General features: G+C 64.7%; 10 protein-coding genes and 1 pseudogene. 7 read left to right on the top strand and 4 right to left on the bottom strand.

Going from position 1 to position 17,100, the window contains the following annotated elements:
- Positions 1–22: 22 nt before the first annotated feature.
- From HV675_RS14395 to HV675_RS14380, 4 genes are all read left to right on the top strand, one after another.
- On the top strand, positions 23–1,633 hold the full coding sequence (locus HV675_RS14395) for an O-antigen ligase family protein (protein ID WP_175111588.1): 1,611 nt from the start codon (positions 23–25) through the stop codon (positions 1,631–1,633).
- A 147-nt stretch (positions 1,634–1,780) separates the two neighbouring features.
- The gene (locus tag HV675_RS14390) at positions 1,781–2,920 is read left to right on the top strand and encodes a DegT/DnrJ/EryC1/StrS family aminotransferase (protein WP_175111587.1); all 1,140 of its coding nucleotides are present in this window, start codon (positions 1,781–1,783) and stop codon (positions 2,918–2,920) included.
- Positions 2,921–3,064: 144 nt separating this feature from the next.
- The gene (locus HV675_RS14385) at positions 3,065–4,264 is read left to right on the top strand and encodes a glycosyltransferase family protein (RefSeq protein ID WP_246270264.1); all 1,200 of its coding nucleotides are present in this window, start codon (positions 3,065–3,067) and stop codon (positions 4,262–4,264) included.
- Positions 4,265–4,276: 12 nt separating this feature from the next.
- Positions 4,277–5,548, top strand: coding sequence for a flippase (locus HV675_RS14380; protein ID WP_175111586.1), 1,272 nt, complete (start codon positions 4,277–4,279; stop codon positions 5,546–5,548).
- A 32-nt stretch (positions 5,549–5,580) separates the two neighbouring features.
- Here the strand turns inward: HV675_RS14380 and HV675_RS14375 are convergent, their stop codons facing one another.
- A complete protein-coding gene (locus HV675_RS14375) occupies positions 5,581–6,657 on the bottom strand; it encodes a glycosyltransferase (RefSeq protein WP_175111585.1) in 1,077 nt (358 codons plus the stop codon).
- Positions 6,658–6,847: 190 nt separating this feature from the next.
- A pseudogene (gene rfbA, locus HV675_RS14370) lies at positions 6,848–7,732 on the bottom strand (glucose-1-phosphate thymidylyltransferase RfbA); the annotation flags it as partial.
- A 418-nt stretch (positions 7,733–8,150) separates the two neighbouring features.
- Between rfbA and HV675_RS14365 the strand changes: the two are divergent.
- On the top strand, positions 8,151–9,245 hold the full coding sequence (locus tag HV675_RS14365; protein WP_175111583.1) for a glycosyltransferase family 2 protein: 1,095 nt from the start codon (positions 8,151–8,153) through the stop codon (positions 9,243–9,245).
- Between the two features lie 197 nt (positions 9,246–9,442).
- Here HV675_RS14365 and HV675_RS14360 read toward each other — a convergent pair whose 3' ends face one another.
- A complete protein-coding gene (locus tag HV675_RS14360; RefSeq protein WP_246270263.1) occupies positions 9,443–11,530 on the bottom strand; it encodes an acyltransferase family protein in 2,088 nt (695 codons plus the stop codon).
- Here HV675_RS14360 and HV675_RS14355 point away from each other — a divergent pair.
- Entirely contained in the window at positions 11,517–11,825 is a 309-nt protein-coding gene (locus HV675_RS14355) for a hypothetical protein (RefSeq protein WP_175111581.1), read from the top strand. The two genes, HV675_RS14360 and HV675_RS14355, sit on opposite strands and share 14 nt — an antisense overlap.
- 10 nt (positions 11,826–11,835) lie before the next feature.
- Positions 11,836–12,870, top strand: coding sequence for an acyltransferase family protein (locus HV675_RS14350; RefSeq protein ID WP_246270262.1), 1,035 nt, complete (start codon positions 11,836–11,838; stop codon positions 12,868–12,870).
- Positions 12,871–13,110: 240 nt separating this feature from the next.
- On the opposite strand, the gene HV675_RS14345 is transcribed toward HV675_RS14350, so the two are convergent.
- On the bottom strand, positions 13,111–16,224 hold the full coding sequence (locus HV675_RS14345) for an acetoacetate--CoA ligase (protein WP_175111625.1): 3,114 nt from the start codon (positions 16,222–16,224) through the stop codon (positions 13,111–13,113).
- Between the last annotated feature and the right edge of the window lie 876 nt (positions 16,225–17,100).

The following is a 17,100-nucleotide window of genomic DNA, read 5'->3' as shown; positions in this document are numbered from 1 at the left end:
CCACGCACGAGGGTAGAGCGATATGGAAATTCAGGTGTTCGGCGTGATCGTGTTTGCACTGGGCGTGCTGTCGCTGAATTTGCGCTACCAGTGGGCGATCTATTTCCTCGTGCTGTGCAGCCTTTTTTCCGCGGCGGCGACGGTGGCGTTTCCGGCGCTCGGCGGCCTCGCGATTGTGCCGGTCAATCTGTTTCTGCTGTTTTTCGCGCTGCGCGCGTTCAATATCGGCGGCGGGCCGATGCTGCTGCGCGCGATTTCACCCGGGCGGCCGGGTTTCTGGCTCGTCTGTGTGTGCGCGGTCGCGGCGCTCGGCGCGATGTTCCTGCCGCGCGCGCTGGCCGGCACCACCTACGTGTTTGCGATCGACCGCGCAGGCACGGACCCGAATGCGGCGGCGATGGTGCCGCTCGCGCCGGTGTCCGGCAATCTGAGCCAGTCGGTCTATGTGGTCGGCGAACTGGTGTTGTATTGCTGCATGTCGGTGTTTCTCACGCGCCGCGAGGGCTACCAGCATTTCGCGAAGGCCGTGCTGCTGCTCGCCGCGCTCAACGTGTGCGCGGCCGTCATCGATCTCGCGACGTATGGCACGAGCCTCGATATTCTCAGCGCGGTGAAAACCGCCGGCTATACGTTGCATGACGGCGAGGAGCTCGCCGGTCTCAAACGCATTACCGGCACGTTTGCGGAGTCGGCCGCGTTTTCGTACTTCACGCTGCCGCTTTTTGCGTTCACCGCGAACCTGTGGCTGCTCGGTTACCGGCCGAAGATTACCGGACTGCTCAGCATCGGGTCCGGGGTCGCGCTGATCATGTCGACCTCGGCGACCGCCTATGTCGGTTTCGTCGCCTATCTGTTCGTGCTGTTCCTCGGCCGCTCGGAGCGCATCGCGCCCGACAGCCGCGCGCGCAAGCGGCGCCTGTGCATCGTGCTGTCATCCGTCGGCGTGCTGGCGGTGATCTTCGCGGTGACGTTCAAACCGAGCCTGATCGACGTGATCAGCGACTTCTTCAGCCAGACGCTGCTCGCAAAAGCGGACAGCGATTCCGGCGTCGAGCGCACCGCGTGGAACATGCAGGCGATCAAAAACTTTATCGATACGTTCGGCATGGGCGTCGGCGTCGGCAGCTCGCGCGCGTCGAGTTTCCTGCTCGTGACGCTGTCCAACCTCGGCGTGCTCGGCACCACCTGCTTCGGGCTGTTCGTCGCGCGTTCGGTGCTCTCACCGATCTCGACCGCGCATCCGCCGGCCGATCGTGCGGTGTGCTACGCGTCGCGGCAAGGAATGCTCGGCGTGCTGATCGTCGCGTCGGTGTCGGGCACGGTGTTCGAGCTGGGCGCCTGCTTTTATCTGTTTGCCGCTGCCGCAGCGGGCCTCGCGTTATCGGCCGGGCAGCGTGTCAAGGCGGCGCCGCGGCGCCGTGCGATAGCCGTGCCTCGCGCGTATGCAGGCCTCGGCACGGGCAAACCGGCGCATGGCGTAGCGGGCATGAAAGGCGCCGCAGGAAACGCGAGTGCGGCAACGCACGGTGCGACGCGTGACGCTGCCGCGGTGCCGCGCACGACGGCCGTCGTGACGCAGCAGCCCGCACCGCATGAACAAGGCCGTGTCCCCGCATGGCCGAATCGACCGTGATTTAGGCGGATTCAGGAGTACTGGCTTACGTACAGTAAGTCAGAAGCGTAAGGCAAGCATTGTGTCGCCAGGCGGAGGGGTTTCGCGGCGCAAGCGACGTCACGGCGCGGGTAGCGATTCGAGCAGACCAAACGTGCGAGCATCCTTATGGACAACCAGAAAGCTAGCTTTGTGCCGGTGACCCAACCGTACCTCCCGCCGCTGGCGGAGTTCACCCCTTATCTGGAGCAGATCTGGAGCAACAAGTGGGTGACCAACGACGGTCCGTTTCATCACCAGCTCGAACAGGCGCTTTGCGAGCATCTGGGTGTCGAGCACGTGTGCCTCTTTTCGAACGGCACGATCGCGTTGATGACCGCGCTGCAGGCACTCGATATCAAGGGTGAAGTGATCACGACGCCGTTCTCGTTCGTGGCGACCACCCATGCGCTGCACTGGAACGGCATCAAGCCGGTGTTCGCCGATATCGACCCGGTCAGTATGAATCTTGATCCAGCGAAAATCGAGGCGGCCATCACGCCGCAAACCACCGCGATCCTGCCGGTGCACGTCTACGGCAACCCGTGCGAAATCGAGGCGATCGAACAGATCGCGGCGAAGCACGGTCTGCGCGTGCTGTACGACGCGGCGCACGCGTTCGGCGTACAGCGCAACGGCCAGTCGATCCTGCGCGCAGGCGACATGTCGATTCTGAGCTTTCACGGCACGAAGATTTTTCATACGTTCGAGGGCGGTGCGATCGTATGCCGCGACATCGAAACGAAGCGGCGCATCGACCGGCTGAAGAACTTCGGCATTGTCGATGAATTGACGGTTGGCGCGGCCGGCCTGAACGGCAAGATGAACGAGGTGCAGGCCGCGTTCGGCATGCTGCAGTTGAAGCACGTCGACTATGCGCTTGCCGCGCGCGCGCGCATCGACCGCCGCTATCGCGACGCGCTCGGTCAGGTGCGCGGATTGAAATTGCATCAGATCGAGAGTCACAACACGCGCAATCATGCGTATTTTCCGATTCGCGTGACGCCGGAGTTTCCGCTGAGCCGCGATGCGCTGTTCGAGCAGTTCCGCGCGCGCCATATCGCGGTGCGGCGGTACTTCTATCCGCTGATCAGCGAATTCGTCACGTATCGCGATCTGCCGTCCGCGGCGCGCGAGAACCTGCCGGTGGCGAGCGAAGTGTCGTCGCAGGTGCTGTGCCTGCCGATGTACACGATGCTCGAAGCGGTCGAGCAGGAGCGCATTATCGAAATCATTCTGTCGTGCGCGGTGGATGCCAAGGCGGCGTGATACGGGCAGGGCGGGTTCATCCAGTCTGCGTTGCGTGCGCGTGAGCGGACGCGACGCAGATATCACAGGCGGCACAAAACTATAGCGCGCGTGCGACGATCACGGTCGGCGCGCGCGGGACGGGGAAGCGCAGTGGAGGCAGCCATGCTCGATATCGCACCGGATGACGCGTCAGGCGCGGGCGCGCAACGCCGCACCGCGCAGGCGCGCGTGATGGACGCATCCGCGGGTGCCGCGGCGGTCAAGGCCGCCGGCGCCGCGCAACGTGTGCGCGTGCTGTTCTCGCCATTCACCAATACCACCAATCCGTATATCGACATCGTCAAGCGCGTGCTGACGCAGGTCGGCTACGACGTCGAGCCGCTGTCCGCGCGCGGCCTGTTGCGCGGCGGGTTTGCGCATCTGTTCAGCACGAAAACCGTGCTGGTGTTCCACTGGCTCGAGTTGCGGCCGTTCCGGCGCAAAGGCACGCGTACGCTGCTGTCGCCGGTGGGCTGCCTGGTGTTCGCGTTCTATTGCCTCGTCATTTGCATCGGCCGTGCGAAGGTCGTGTATTTCGTGCATGACCATGCGGTGCACGACACAGTGGGCCTGATACGGCGCATGTCGATGAAATTGATGGCCTTCGTGCGCGGACTCGCCGATGCGCGGGTCGTGCATGCGCCGACCTTCGAGGGCAAGTACCGTGCGCGCTATCTGCCGCATCCGCTGTATTGGGACGTGCCCGGCTACGAAGCGACGCCGCGCGCGCACGACGACGGCGCTGCTTCTGCCGATTCGCCGCCGCTCTTTGCGATGCTCGGCACGATCCGCCCGTATAAGGATCTGGCGGCGGTGCTCGATGTCTGGCCCGAAGAATGCAAGCTGGAGATCGCCGGCAACGGCAGCGCCGACTATGTGAAGACACTGCACGATGTGATGGATCGACGCGCACTGAACGACACGGTGACGATCGATGCGCGCTTTCTGTCCGATCAGGAATTCGAGCAGCGCATCAGCCGCACCGACGTGCTGGTCTTGCCGCACGTCGCGGACTCGATGCTCGTCAGCGGCGCATTCTTCGAAGCGATCGGCCGGGTGCCGATGCTGATTGCGCGCGCGACGCCGTTTATGGTGTGGGCGGCGAAAAAGTTCGACAACGTGCTGCTGTTCGATCGCATCGAGCAGTTGCCGGAGCTTGTCCGTTATGCGCAGCGCAACTGGCAGGGCGCCGCGCGGCAGGACAAGCGCGAACTCGCGATGCGCGAGTTCGGCTGGCTCGCGTGCTGCCGGCATTACCGGCAGTTTTTCGACGCGGTGGTGAGCGGCACGCTCGCCGACGACGAACGCAGTTCCTTTTATTGAAGCGAGGCTCCCTTGTCGGTCAAAAGAGACACGGCCGCACTGTACGTGATACAGGCATGCGGCTACCTGGTTCCGCTGATTGCGCTGCCTTACCTGTCGCGCACGCTCGGCCCGGACCACTTCGGTCAGGTGAGCTTCGCGGTTGCCTTTATGCAGTTCTTTATCACGGTGACCGACTTCGGCTTCGATCTGACCGCGGCGCGGAAAATATCGATTCACCGCGGCGACCGCGAGATGCTCACGCGTCTCTACTGGATCGTCACCATTTCGAAGAGCTGTATTGCGCTGCTCTGCGCGCTGATCGTGCTCGCGTCCGTCGAGTTCGTGCCGGCGCTGCAGGATGTCAAGGGCATCATTCTGATCAGCCTGCTGTCGCTCGCGGGCACCGTGTTAAGCCCGGTATGGTTGTTCCAGGGGCTCGAGAAAATACCGCTGATGGCGGTGATCACGCTCGCGACGCGTATCGTCAGCCTGACCGCGCTGTTCTTTATCGTGAAGTCGCCGGCCGATTATCTCGCGACCGCGGTGTGCTTTTTTGCGCCGCTGCTCGCGTCAGGACTGATTCTGACCGCGATCGCGCACTGCGCGGGCATGCTGACGTCGTGGCAGAAGATCACGCGCGAAGACCTGTGGCAGCAGTCGCTCGAGGCGTTCCACGTGTTTTCGGGTTCCGCGTTCGCATTTATGTACACCTACCTGAATGCGATCATCCTGAAGTTCCTGACCGGCAACGATGCGGTCGGCTACTTCGTGATGGCCGACAAGATCGTGAGCCCGATCAAGCAGTTTTTCGGGCCGCTGATCCAGACCATGTTCCCGCGCATCTGCAAGCTTCATTCGGAGAACCGCGGCAAGGAGGCGGACGACATCATCAGAAAGGTCGTGATGACGGTATTGCTGCTCAACGCATGCGCGATTCTCGCGGTGTTCGTCGGCGGCGAGAAGCTGGTCGTGCTGGCGTTCGGTGTGAAATTCCTGCCGGCCGTGCCGGTGCTCAAGGCGCTGATCTTCCTGCCGGTGGTGGTCAGCATCGCGACGGTGCTGATGCAGCTCAGCCTGATCGCGCAAGGTGAAGTGCGGCCGCTCAAGCGCATCTACGGCATCGCCGCGGCGTTCCACTTCGTGCAGTCGCTGATTCTCGTGAAAGAATTCGGCGCGACGGGCACGGCGATCTCGGTGGTGCTCACCGAAGTGCTGGTGATCGCGCTGATCTGCTACGCATGCCGGGGCGCGCGAAGCCGTCGCGTCGAGGCTGGCGCACAGGGTGCGCAGGGCGCGCAATGAGGGGGAGCGTGACGGGCGGCCGGACAGCCACCTCAGTTTCCGCCGAGCGTGAGATCTTCGCCAGCCGGCAGGAAACGCTTGCGCAAACTGCCGAGCGCGAACACGCCGACGAGCAGATCCTTGAGCGCGCTGCGGCTGCCTTTTGCCCACACGTCGCCATTGCGGTAACCGCCGTTGGCCTTGATGCGAAAGAAGATCGTGAACCGTTCGACCAGCGTCGGTGCGTTGTACAGGTCGAGCCGGTCGACGTAAAGCTGCGCATACGCATCGAAACGCGCGGCGCCGGCAAGCGCCGCCGCCGCGTAGTGCGGCGGGTAGCTCGCGGCGACCTCGCGCAGCAGTTCGGCGCGGCGCGCACAGCCGTCCGCGAAATTGCGCCAGTGATGCAGGTTCTCGAACAGGTACGGCAGTCCGCGTGTGATCCACGACGCGCCTGCCCAGCGCGTGTGGGTCGCGGCTGCCGCATGACGGCGGTAGCGCGCGAGCGGCGTATCGATATAGACGATCGAACCGAACACGTTCGCGAGAAAGAAGAACCACTGGTCGTGGCCTTCGCGATTCGTGGGGTCATGGAAATCGAGCGAGCGTGGCCATAGCGGCATGAATACCATCAGTTGCCGGCGCAACAACAGCGTGAAGCCGAGTCCATACGCGAGCGGACCGACGGTGAGCGCCGGATTGTACGCGGCGGGCAGCGCGTCGCGCGCGAGCGTATCGATTTCGAGCAGCTCGCTGTCGGTGACGATCGCGTTGTGATAAATCAGCACCGCGTCGGTATTCACCAGCCGGTCGATGCAGACCGCGAGCTTGTCTTCGACCCAGACGTCGTCCTGGTCGCAGAACGCGATCACGTCGGCCTGGCATAGCTGCGCGGCCTTCATGAAGTTCGCGCGATAACCGAGCCGTTTCGGGTTGATATGCAGCCGCACCGGAAAGGGCGCGACGCGGGCAAAGGCTTCGACGATCTGTACGGTCTCGTCGGTCGAGGCGTCGTCGGTGACGACCAGTTCGGCGGGCAGCCAGGTCTGATGCGCAAGACTTTCCAGCTGCGCAGCCAGATACCGCATGCCGTTGCAGGTCGCCATCGCGACCGATACGGATGTCGTCATGTTCGCTTTGTCCTTGCTACATCATTATTTGAATGCGCGGATGGTGTCGTCTGCACCGGGTGCATGTCTGGCGGCGGCCGCCTCCGCGTGGCGGCTGCCGGGTAATGCGTTACGTCTGGAGCGCGTCGCTATGCCGGCTCAACGCGTCGATCACGTGCATGTCGCGCAGAACGGCCGGTTGGGCGTCGAGCGGCTCGCCTGGCTGGTCGTCGAGAATGCCGAGCAGGTAGTTGCCGTAGCCGCTCTTGACGAGCGGCGTGGCGAGCCTGTGCAGTTGTTGCGCGTCGATCCAGCCCTGCCGGTAGGCGACTTCCTCCGGGCTCGATACGATCAGGCCCTGGCGTTTTTGCAGTGTCGCGATAAACATCGCCGCGTCGAGCAATGAGTCGTGCGTGCCGGTGTCGAGCCATGCATTGCCGCGGCCCATGATCTCGACGTCGAGGCGTCCCGCTTGCAGGTAGCACGCGTTGACGTCGGTGATCTCGAGCTCGCCGCGCGCGGAAGGCGCGATGCCTGCCGCGATGTCGCACACGTCGTTATCGTAAAAGTAAAGACCGGTCACCGCGTAGTTCGAGCGCGGGCGGGTGGGCTTTTCCTCAATCGACAGCGCGCGCTGCCGGCTGTCGAATTCGACGACGCCATAGCGCTCCGGGTCGCTCACGTGATACGCGAACACGGTTGCGCCATGCTTCGCGGCGCTCGCGCGCGCGAGGCGCGTCGGCAGGTCGTGGCCGTAGAAGATGTTGTCGCCGAGGATCAGCGTCGACGGCGAGCGGCCGATAAAGCGCCGGCCGATCAGGAAGGCCTGCGCGAGACCGTCCGGCGACGGCTGTATCGCGTACTGGATATTCATGCCCCACTGATGGCCGTCGCGCAGCAGCGTCGCGAAGCGCGGCGTGTCCTGCGGGGTGGAGATAATGAGCACGTCGCGGATTCCGGCGAGCATCAGCGTCGACAGCGGGTAGTAAATCATCGGCTTGTCGTAGACGGGAATCAGCTGCTTCGATACCGCATGCGTGATCGGGTACAAACGCGTGCCCGAGCCCCCCGCCAGAATGATGCCTTTGCGAGCCATCGCAATCTCCTCCGAATCGGCGCCGGATCTGTCCGGTTGCGCCGCGCCGCTGTCTTGACCTTACCGGGACCATGATCAGCGGCGCTGAACCGGTCCGCATGGCACGATGCGGACCGACGCTTGTCAGGCATTCTAGGTAGCCGCGGCCTTCCGCTTCGGCCCAAATCCCGGCGCCATCGGCCATTCGGCGCATGGCGCCGGGCGGTGCGCGTGCGTTCGCACACAGGCGGGGCGACTACGATCGGCAGGGCACATTGCAGGCGTAAAAGTACGGGATGCTGACGTCTCGTCTGAAGGGTTCGATGCTAGTATCGTTTGGCATGCAAAACGACGCGCGCAGGTTGGCCGGCTCTGGCTGTTGCCGGTTGTGCGGCGTTCAGTGCTCGCCGTAAACGGAAAACCGCTCGGGGTTTCTCACATGACAACGCAAGACCAGACCACGCCGATGCACCTGCCGCAGCCCGCTGCCGCCGCTTTGCCGAAGGCGGGGCAGCGCGGCGAGCGAGCGGGACGCTTGTCCTTTCTGCTCTATAACGCGGTCGAATTTTCGAAGGCGCATATCCGGCGCATCGCAAAGGCGCGCGAAGTCCGCGCGGTGCGCATCGCGCCGGGCCTGCCGGCCGCGTCGCATGTGCTGATCATGACGGTGCATAACGAAGCGCACCGGATGGCGTTTTTTCTGCGTTATTACAAAGCGCTCGGCTTCGAGCAGTTTATCGTGCTCGACAACGATTCCACCGACGGCCTGCGCGAGCTGCTCGCCGGCGAGCCCGGCGTGTCGCTGTTCGCCGCGCACGGTTCGTACAAGCAATCGCGTTTCGGCAACGACTGGATCAATACCGTGCTGTCGCGTTATTGCAGCGGCAAGTGGATTCTTTACGTCGACGCGGACGAGTTCTTTGTGTACCCGCATCACGATACGCGCGGCATTGCGGCGCTGACCGACCACCTCGCAACGCACGGCCAACGTTCGATGAACAGCCTGATGCTCGACATGTATAGCGGCAATCGCACTCGCGACAACGCGTGCCTGCCCGGCGAAGATCCGGCAAGCGTCTGTCCGTTATACGACGCGTACGGCTATCAGACGCGCTTCGATCCGCGCTCGCGCACGACATGGACGAAGGGCGGGGTGCGCGGACGTATTTTCTTCAAGGACGTGTGGGACGGTCCGGCACTGAACAAGACGCCGCTCGTGTACTGGAAGAAGCCGTACGCGTTTCTGAAGTCGTCGCATCAATTGTGGCCCGCGCGCCTGAATCAGCCGGCGTCGCGCGCAGGTGGCGCGATCACGAGCGCGCTGCTGCACTTCAAGTTTCTCGCGGACCTCGACGACAAGCTGCAGGCGGAAGCCCGGCGCCAGCAGCATACGTCCGAGTACGGCGCGTATTCCGATCAGTTGCATGTGAAGCGCGACGAGCCGGATTTTGTCGGCGCACCGACCGCGCGTTATGACGGCTGGCGCTCGCTGGTGCGCGACCGGTTGATCGCCGGTGACGATACCTTCAACTGATCCTCAGTTAGTCCGACCGGTTAGTCCGACCGGTTAGTCCGATCGGTTAGCTCGATCGATTAGCTCGATGCAACGCGGCGCTGCCTGGCGCCGCGTTTTTTTGCGTTGCATTGTGTCGGGAACCTGAGCGCGGATGTGATGCGCCACGGCGCACTCACGCGCGCCGTGGCCCGTTCATCGGATACGGCCTACGCGGCCTACGTGCGCGGCGCGTCCATCAGCGTGACGATGAATTTCTGGAAGTGCGGCGCGAGCAGGCGGTTCGCATAACCGCTGATATGGTCGCCGTCGAAGAAGAGCGGCACGCCGCCCGTATGCATCGAGCAGACGTCGTCCGGGCACAGCACCGGCAAGGGGTCCCACACGCTGACCGACGGCACCGCCTGCGCGATGCGCGCATACGAATCGAGCACCGGCGCGCGATACGCTTCCACGTCCGCGCGCGGCACCTGTCCGCCGGGCGTGCAGATCGGATTGTCGCGATTGAACCAGTCCGCACAGCGGAAGGCCGGCGTCCGGAAGACCGGCTCCGGCGCTTCGAGCACCACCTTCGCGCCGCGTGCGGTCAGCTTGTGCAGCAGCTGGATCGCTTCCTGTTCGCGCGCACGGCGCTCCGCGAGCGACGCGCCGCTGAACATCGCATCGTGCGCGGCGCGATCGTCGAAACGCGCGAACTGGTCGGAAAAGCGCGGCAGCCTGAGCGACGGCAGGAACACGACGTCGCCTGGCCGCACCTTCTCGAGAATTTCAGCAAACGCGTCGTCGTCGTACGCCTTGCAGCGCGTCGCGTCCGCGCGATCGACCGGCAGAAAGCCGATAAACGCGCAACCGCCGTTGTTATAGGACAGCACCTCGACGCCGGTTTGCAACGCGAGTTCGCGGAACATCAGGCTATAGGCCATCGCGTGCGAATCGCCGATCACGAACAGACGCGACGCGTAGCGCGCCGGCACATTGCAGCCGACCCGCGAATAGGTCCACACCGGGCCGTCATCGAGCTTGCGGGTGTCCCACTTTTCGCTGCAGCCCGCATAGCGCTGGTTGAGCGCGCCGTACGGGTACCAGTCGTCGGCCTGATGCGAAACGACGCTCAGCGACAGCCGCGGCTGCTGCTGATAGAGGCCGAAGGTGAGCGCCGCGCCGAGTACGATCACGCCGAATCCGGAACCGATGACCGCCGGGCGCGGCCACTGCCGCAAGCGCGGCGAGCGGCGCACCGGATTCTCGACGAAGTAATACGACGCGCTGGCGAGCGCGAACGTGAGCACGGCGGCGACTGTTTTTTCCAGCGCGGTATCGATGCCGGTGGTCCAGCGCAGCAGCACGATCACCGGCCAGTGCCAGAGATACAGCGAGTACGAAATCCTGCCGATAAACACGACGCCGCGCGACGCGAGCACGCGATGCAGCATGCCTTCGGTGCGCCGCCCATGGAGAAAGCCGAGCAGGCCGAGCGTGCCGGCCACCGGCAGCAGCGCGCCGGGAAACGGAAACGTGTTCGGCGCCGACAGTGCAAGGCCGACCGCGACGAGGCCGAGCGACAGCAGCGCGGCGCTCGACGTGACCCACGTGGCGCCGCGTTCGGCGACGCCGAACGGGCGCCCGCACAGCACCAGCGCCTGATACAGCATCACGCCGGCCGCGAGTTCCCAGAAGCGGCTGAAGATCAGGTAGAACGCGAGCGTTTCATGACCGACTGCCAGCCATTTCGCACACACGAGCGATGCGGCAAAGCCGGCGCCGAACAGCACGAGCGTCAGCTTGCGACGCGGCGCCTTGCTGACCCACAGAAAGAACAGCACCGGGAAGATCAGATAGAACTGTTCTTCGACACCGAGCGACCACGTATGCATATACGGATTGAACTCGACGCGCGGCGAAAAATAGTCGTTGCCGGTCTTCGCGAGCACGAGATTGCTGAGGCCGAAGAACGCGAAGAGACCGGTTTTCGAGTTGGTGTCGCTCAGCCACGCGGATGGAATGAACAGCACCGACGCGAGCGCGGTGGCGACGAGGCAGACGATCAGCGCCGGTGCGATGCGCTGCACGCGGCGCGCATAGAAGTACAGCACGAAGCGCGACAGGCTGACCGAGCTCAGCGCGCCGACCGACGCGCTGACGACGAAGCCGGAAATGACGAAGAAGATATCGACGCCCGCGAGCCCGCCGGGCAGCCACTGCGGATGCAGGTGATAGGCGATCACCGCGAGCACCGCGATGGCGCGCAGCCCGTCGATATAGGGTGCATAAGCATGACGCTCGGCCGCGAGCATGCTGACGTTCATCTGCCGTGGATTCATGGTGCACGCCCCGCATATGGCTGAAATCGCCGGTATTTTTCATCATCCTCATCACGCAAGCTGCGCCCGCCGCATCGCGGGTCCGGACAGCTGGCACGTCAATACTGGCCGCGGCGGCACGGCGATGTCGGCCAATCGCCAGGCATCGACGGACAACGGCGCGCGGTATTTGGTGCAGCGCACGCTCGCGGCGTGCCGACACCGGATGTTGTCTGATCAACGCTATTTCGTATGCCTAGAATCCTCCGGCGATGTCCCGTTATGGGTGCCAGATGCGTAAGCTCAACTCCTTGAGAATTCTCCGCGCGGTTGCTGCGACCACGGTCATCGTGCATCACGTGATGATCACGAACGGCACGGCGTTCGGCGCGTTTCGCGTCGATATCTTCTTTGTGCTGTCCGGCTTCGTGATCGCGCTCGCGTTGAGCCCGGGCACGATGACGGTGCGCGAATTCGCCGTCAGCCGCGTGGCGCGCGTGGTGCCGCTGTACTGGCTGATGACGTTCGTGGTGTTTTTCGGCGCGATCGTGCGGCCCGACCTCTTCAATTCGACGACGGCCAATGTGGGCGAGCTGTTGAAGTCGCTGTTCTTCATTCCGTATACGAAGGAGAGCGGCCAGATCTTTCCGATGCTGTTCGTCGGCTGGACGCTCAACTACGAAATCCTGTTCTATGTCGTCACCGCGCTCGCACTGCTGCTGATGCGTGAGCGCCGCTTCGCGTTTATCACGGTCGCGCTCGCCACGCTTTATGTCGTCGCGGTGCTTGCGCATTCGAGTCATGCGCTCGGCCGTTTCCTCGCGGAAAACCGTCTGCTCGAATTTCCGCTCGGCATCGCGACGTGGTACGCGTGGAAGCGCGGCGCGCGGGTGCCGGCGACGCTCGCGCTGCCGGGCGCGGTCGCGATGTATGTGCTGATGACCTACGCCGAGTGGGCGCTGCCGGGTAGCTCGCCGCTCGTGCGCAACGGCTTGCCGTCGTTCTGCCTCGTGCTGTGTGCGTTGAGCCTCGAGGAGTCGATTCGCGACAATCGCGCGACGCGCGCGCTGATCTACATCGGCGACGCGAGTTACGCGACCTATCTGAGCCATCCGTTCGTGGTCGAATCGATGCGCAAGCTGTTGCCGAAAATCGTGCACGGCTTCGATATTCGCGCGCCGCTCGGCGCGGTGCTGGCGGTGATCTGTGCGACTTGTGCCGGCTGTCTGTTCTACCGGTTCGTCGACCGGCCGCTGTTCAAGTTTGCGCGGCGCACGCTCGATGCACGCGCGCGCACGAGTTTGCCGGCCGGCGCGGCTCCGCTGGCCGCGGAGCGGACGGAGTAGACAACGGCACGCAGGCGATCCGCGCCGTCGACGCGGCGCGCGGTGGCGCTTGAGAGTACGGCTTGCAAGGCCCCACGCATGGCGTGGGGCGTTGCTTCTTGCGGCGTTGCTTCTTGTGCCGTTGTCTCGTGAGTCGTTGCTTCGTGAGCTATTGCATCGGGAGTCATTGCGTCGAGCGCATTGCATCGGGCGTCATTGCATCGGGCGCCGCCGCACCAGGCGTCGCGGCGCCCGCCGCGCCTACGCGTAGCCGCTCTTCGCGCGCAGTGCGGCCGATGCCGCCTGTGCCCCCGACGGCGCGATCTCATTACTGAACACCCGGTCGAGCGCGGCCGCCAGCACGTCGATATTCGGCTCGAGAATCATATCGGTGTGGCTGCCCCCGACGTTGACCACGGCGAGCCCGCGTTTCGCAACTTGCCGCCACAGCGGCAGCGGATCGCCGCGCTCGGGGTCGAGCAGCGCCGCGCGCACGTAATACACCGGACCGCCTGTGTACGCGACGGGCCGATAGGTCGTCATCGCCACGCGCATCGCTTCGCGCACCCGGATCAGCACCGGCGGGAAATGCGCGATCTGCGGAAACGGCTTGTGCGCCATATGGCCGAGGCGCAGACGGATCTTGTCGGTCGCGCCGTGGAGCTTGCGCTTCACGAAGCCGATGCGCTGTGCGAACGGCAGGCCGCTGAAGGTGCGCCACTGGCGCCGCGCCCAGGCGCGCTGGAAACGCAGCCAGGCGCCCCACGGCAGGCAGCGTTCGTGCACGTAGCTGTCGACGAGACACAGCATGTCGACCTGTTCGCCCGCGCGATGCAATTGCTGCGCGATCTCGTACGCGACGAGGCCGCCGAATGAATAGCCGACCAGCGTGTACGGGCCGTGCGGCTGCACGCTGCGCATCTCGACGATATACGACGCGGCCATTTGCGCGACGTCCCGCAGCGGCGGCGCCTCGCCGTTCAGTCCGCGCGCGTGAATGCCGATAAACGGGCGCGGCGTGCGCAGCGCGTGGATCACCGCGAGGCACTCCATTACGGAACCGGCCATGCTATGCATCCAGAACACCGGTGTGCCGGTGCCGGCGCGCAGCGGCAGGACGATCTGCGATGCGGCGATTTCGCCGGCATGGCTGCCGCGAATATGCGTAGCCAGCTGCGCGACGCTCGGCGCGGCAAGCAGCGTCGCCAGCGAGATCGTTGCGCCGGTCGCCTGCTGGACTTCGGCGATCATTGCGGCGGCGAGCAACGAGTCGCCGCCGAGATCGAAGAAGCTGTCGTCGCGGCCGATCGGACTCAGATCGAACAGGCGTTCCCACAGCGCGCGCAGATAGCATTCGAGATCTTCGACCGTTTCGCCCGGCGGCGGCAATTCGCGCGTGATGACGGCGAGCGCCGGATGGTGGCGGATCGCATCGAGACATTCAGGGTTGCGCAACGCGCCGGTATTGCCCACCGGCAGCCCGTTTACCGCGTTGCGCGCGGCGGCCTCCGACGGCTTGCCGCTGTGCGTGACCGGCAGCGCGCCGACCTGCATCACGACGTCCGGCACGTGCGCACGCGACGCGCGGCGCGCAAGTTCGCGGCGCATGTGCGCGATCAGCGCGCCGTTGAGCGTGACGCCATCCTGCAACACGACGAGCAGCACGACGCGCCGGTCGTGCCCGGCGGCCGGGCGCAGCGGCTCTGCGTCCGGCGGCGCGGCGCGGGCCGGCACGGTCTGTTGCACGACCATCGCTTCGCGCACGCCTTCGATGTCGGCCAACACGCGGTAAATTTCGCCGGGACCGACATTGACGCCGCGCACGTTGAGCACGCCGTCTGAACGCCCATGCAGGCGCGCGCTGCCTTGCCCAGAGAATTCGATCAGGTCGCCGTGCGTCCAGATGCCCGGATTCGCGGCGAAATACGCCTGATGGAAACGCGTGCCGTCCGGGTCACCGAAAAAGCCGAGCGGCCGCGATGGGAACGGGTTGGTGCAGACCAGCTCGCCGACGCCGTGCGCCGGCGTGCCGGCCTGGTTGTCCCACGCGTTGACGTCGAGCGCGAGCGACTTGCATTGCGCTTCGCCGGTGAAGACCGGCAGATTCGGATTGCCTAGCACGAAGCAGCCGAGAATATCGGTGCCGCCGGAAATCGATTGCAACTGCAACGGTTTGACGTGATCGCGCACCCACTCGAACTGCGTGTCATACAGCACCGCGCCGGTCGACATCATCGCGCGCAGCGCATGCAGATCGAACGCGCGCGCCGGCTCGAGTCCGGCTTCGCTGCACATCTTCAGGTACGCGGGGCTCGTGCCGAACACGGTCACGTGTTCGTCGGCGACGAGACGCCATAGCGTATCGACGCTCGCGAGCGGACCGCTGTAAGTGACGATCTCGACGCCGGACGCAAGCGCCGACAATTGCCAGTTCCACATCATCCATGCACACGACGTGTGGAAATACATTTTGTCGCCAGGCCGCAGATCGCCATGCAGCCGATGTTCCTTCAGATGCTCGACGAGCGATCCGCCCGCGCCGTGCACGATGCACTTCGGCTTGCCGGTCGTACCCGATGAAAACATGATGAAAAGCGGCTGATTGAACGGAAAGCGGCGCCAGACGAAATCCGCCGCGTCGGCGCTCGCGATCAGTCGGGCAACGGAATGCACGGGCTGGATCACGCCGCTTGGCAGCGCGCCGTCATCGAGGCTCACGATGCCGTCGAGCGAGCGGATCGCCGCCGCGAGCCTCGCGACTTTCTCCGCCGGCGGCATGCCGGTGTCGGACGGCAGCGTTGCCGTGTGCGCGAACAGCAGGCGCGGCGACAACTGCTCGAAACGGTCGAGCAGCGCTTCGCTGCCCATTTCCGGCGAGGCGGTCGACAGTGTCGCACCGAGCGCGGCAACCGCGAGCGCGGTGATGATCGCCTGTTCGTCGTTGCGCATCACGGCGGCCACGCGATCGCCGCTGCGCACGCCGAGCCGCTCGAGCGCGCAGGCCAGACGCGCGACGCGCTCGCGCAACTCGCCGCGCGTCAGATGAACACGCCGGCCGTCCGCGTGACAGGCGGTGAGGGCGGGGGCGCTTGCGGGCGCGATGTCGGTGCCGAGCAGGTTGTCCGCGAAATTCAGCTGGAGTTGCGGAAAGAAGCTCGCCTGCTCGCAGGTATCGCCGACGCAGACCGGATCGGCGTCACCCGTATAGTCGAAGCCTTCGGCCCACTCGATAAAGAAGCGCCAGAAGGTGCGATAGTCGCGCACCGAGAACGCATGCAGCGCCGCGTAGTCGCTGCAATCGACGCCGGTGCGAGCCTGCAGCGCGGCGGCGAATGCGCTGATCTGCGAACCGGCGATACGCTCGGGCGACGGCATATGGATGATGGCGCGCGGGACTGGCGCCGCGTTCGCGCCTGAAACAGCGTCCCGGCTTGCGTGCGCGTCGGCGTGTGTTGCGCTGGTCCTGCCGACACTGTCCTGTACTTGCATATTCCCCTCCGCGAATGGCCTGTATCGCCGGTGTGCGGCGTCGTCCGTGGTGCGCATCGATGTCGTGCGCACGGTGCGACGCGCGTGATGTGGCGCGCAAGATGTGATGCCCATGCGGCACGCGAACATCGGTCGCGCAGCAGCGCCGATCGGGCCGATGTGCCGGCGTGACGCGTCCTGGCAGCATTGCCCGTGAACGCCACGCTAAGCGTTATCGGGCAGGCAATCTGTTCGGAATCGAACGATGCCGCGCGAGACGTTATCGGCGCGCGGCGAGCGGCGATGCCCGGGCGATTCATTTGGGTGACGAGGATGTGCGATACGTGCTGATGCCGATGGGTGAAATGTGCGATATGGCGCTTCGGATATCGCGCGACGAAAGCGCATGAGTCGGCCCATCGGTCCGGTGCGTTCCGGTGTCCCGCGCTGCGCTTCGCGGGTTGGCGGTTCATTTGTGAAACAGTGCTGTGGAAAAGGACTGTGCGAAGCAGGACTGTGAGGAGGACTGTGAAGCGGGCTGTGAAGCAGTGCCGTGAAGCAGTGCCGTGAAGCAGTGCCGTGAAGCAGACCTGTGCAGCGAGCGGAGCGGCAGCCGTTGTGCGGCTGCCGCCTGCCCGATCCCCGTTCTTCTATTGTTGCGAGAAGCGCTCTTGCTGGGCGTTCCGCGCGCCCGCACCCTTGCGGTGTGCGTCCAGGCGGCGCGCTGTGCCTGGCAAGGTCAAGACAGTTGTTGTCTTTGTTTTTGATCCGGTTACCGTGTGG

The sequence above is a fragment of the Paraburkholderia solisilvae genome (assembly GCF_902859875.1).
Lineage (GTDB): Bacteria > Pseudomonadota > Gammaproteobacteria > Burkholderiales > Burkholderiaceae > Paraburkholderia > Paraburkholderia solisilvae.
This window is presented reverse-complemented; position numbering and strand designations above follow the sequence as displayed.

What these genes read in the sequence shown, in the direction of transcription:
- HV675_RS14395 (WP_175111588.1), top strand. Translation starts at nt 23, where the DNA reads ATGGAAATTCAGGTGTTCGGCGTGATCGTGTTTGCACTGGGCGTGCTG.
- HV675_RS14390 (WP_175111587.1), top strand. Translation starts at nt 1,781, where the DNA reads ATGGACAACCAGAAAGCTAGCTTTGTGCCGGTGACCCAACCGTACCTC.
- HV675_RS14385 (WP_246270264.1), top strand. Translation starts at nt 3,065, where the DNA reads ATGCTCGATATCGCACCGGATGACGCGTCAGGCGCGGGCGCGCAACGC.
- HV675_RS14375 (WP_175111585.1), bottom strand. Translation starts at nt 6,657, where the DNA reads ATGACGACATCCGTATCGGTCGCGATGGCGACCTGCAACGGCATGCGG.
- HV675_RS14365 (WP_175111583.1), top strand. Translation starts at nt 8,151, where the DNA reads ATGACAACGCAAGACCAGACCACGCCGATGCACCTGCCGCAGCCCGCT.
- HV675_RS14355 (WP_175111581.1), top strand. Translation starts at nt 11,517, where the DNA reads ATGCTGACGTTCATCTGCCGTGGATTCATGGTGCACGCCCCGCATATG.
- HV675_RS14360 (WP_246270263.1), bottom strand. Translation starts at nt 11,530, where the DNA reads ATGAACGTCAGCATGCTCGCGGCCGAGCGTCATGCTTATGCACCCTAT.
- HV675_RS14345 (WP_175111625.1), bottom strand. Translation starts at nt 16,224, where the DNA reads ATGCCGTCGCCCGAGCGTATCGCCGGTTCGCAGATCAGCGCATTCGCC.